Here is a 2,049-nt window from a genome sequence, read left to right as displayed (position 1 = left end):
GGACCGGCGCAGGGCTTCAAGCAGGATGTCGGCCCGCCGGCGGACGAAGGGTGCACAACACCCGTCCGCAGTCATGGCCGATGACCCCGCACGTCCGGGCCCGACGGAGAACGCCGCCCCGGACGCTCGAATTGAACATGCACAACCGGCCGACGTGGGCTGTGCGGTGATCAGCCGTCAGCCTCGCCGGTTCGCCGTTGCGACCGCGGCATGGAGCAGCAACACCAGCATGTGAAGACGAATGGGGACACGAACATGAGACGACCAGTAGCGCTGCGACTCAACGCCGCACTGGCCACGATGGCCGTGGCGGCCGCGACCGGTGTCGTGCTGTCGATGCCGGAGGCGGCGTCGGCGGCGGTGACCGGCAGTGCCACCGGCTATGCGACTCAGAACGGCGGTACCACCGGCGGTGCCGGCGGGACGACGGTGCGGGCCACCACGGGCACCGCGATCCACGAGGCCCTGTGCGGCCGGGCCAGCAGCAGCACCCCGATCACCATCGAGGTCGAGGGCACGATCAACCACGGCAACACCGCCAAGGTCTCGGGCGACAGCTGCAACACCGCCGCCGGTGTGATCGAGCTCAAGCAGATCAGCAACGTCACGATCGTCGGCGTCGGCAGCGGTGCCGTCTTCGACCAGCTGGGCATCCACATCCGCCAGTCCAGCAACATCATCATCCAGAACGTGACCGTCAAGAACGTCAAGAAGTCCGGCTCGCCCACATCCAACGGCGGTGACGCCATCGGCATGGAGAGCGACGTCCGCAACGTCTGGGTCGACCACACCACTCTCGAGGCGTCGGGCGGTGAGTCGGAGGGGTTCGACGGCCTCTTCGACATGAAGGACAACACCCAGTACGTCACGCTGTCCTACAGCACCCTGCGCAACTCCGGCCGTGGCGGCCTGGTCGGATCCAGCGAGACCGAGCTCTCGAACGGCTACATCACGTACCACCACAACCTGTACGAGAACATCGACTCGCGCGCGCCCCTGCTGCGTGGCGGCATCGCGCACATCTACAACAACTACTACGTGAAGCTCAACGAGTCCGGAATCAACTCCCGGGCCGGTGCGCGCGCCAAGGTCGACAACAACTACTTCAAGGACTCCAAGGACGTCCTGGGTACGTTCTACACCGACGCGGCCGGATACTGGCAGGTCAGCGGCAACACCTTCGACAACGTCACCTGGTCCGCCCCGGGCAGCGAGAACAACCCCGCCGGGCCCGACCCGAAGTCGAACACCACCGTCAGCATCCCCTACTCCTACACCCTGGACAACGCGAGCTGTGTCCCGGCGATCGTGGGCGCGACGGCCGGTGCCAACAAGGGCCTGAAGGTGTCGGACGGCAGCTGCTCGCCGCAGACGCCGTCCCCCACGCCGACTCCGGATCCCACGGACCCGACGCCGGACCCGACGGACCCGACACCCGACCCCACCCAGCCCAGCGGGACCAACCTCAGCATCGGCGCCGGTTCCGACGGCTCCAGCAAGGCGAGCGGGGTCAGCTACGGCAGCGTGCGGGACGGTGACGTGAGCACCTACTGGTCGCCGGCCGGCTCGACCGGTTCCATCTCGATCAAGTGGGGAACCGCAACTTCCATCTCCAAGATCAACATTCGTGAGGCGTCGGGTTCCACCGGCAGCATCGGATCCTGGAGGGTCGTCAACGGTGACACCGGCGCCGTCCTGACCTCCGGCAGCGGGGCGGGCGTCATCGCGGTCCCCCAGACCTCGCTGAAGAAGATCACCTTCGAGATCACCGGCTCCACCGGGACGCCGAAGGTCGCCGAATTCGAGACGTACGCCGGATAGCGGCTCGGTCCCGGCATCCGTCCGGGGCCGGCGTCGCCCCGGACTCCTCCGGGGCGCCGGAAACGCACGCTGCGGCAGGGCCATGACCGAGGCCTGCCGCTGATCACCCGGACGGGGGGCGGCGCTATCGGCGGCCCCCCGGAGCCAGTGGCGGAGGGCGACCCCCCCCGGCCCCGCGGCACCCCGCCCCCGCCCGCCCGCGCCCCGTCCCAGAACCCCGGCCCCGCC

The 2,049-nt window shown here is 68.7% G+C and carries 1 protein-coding gene; it reads left to right on the top strand.

The window, feature by feature from the left end; translation table 11 throughout:
• Positions 1–255 precede the first annotated feature (255 nt).
• Positions 256–1,821 (top strand): pectate lyase family protein, encoded by a 1,566-nt coding sequence (locus ACFWFI_RS42475; RefSeq protein WP_387401279.1) that lies wholly within the window; start codon positions 256–258, stop codon positions 1,819–1,821.
• The last annotated feature ends 228 nt before the right edge of the window (positions 1,822–2,049 follow it).

The organism is Streptomyces sp. NPDC060209 (genome assembly GCF_042728155.1).
In the GTDB taxonomy this organism is placed as follows: domain Bacteria; phylum Actinomycetota; class Actinomycetes; order Streptomycetales; family Streptomycetaceae; genus Streptomyces.
Note: the sequence above shows the minus strand (reverse complement) of the source record. Positions and strands in the feature narration are given on the sequence as shown.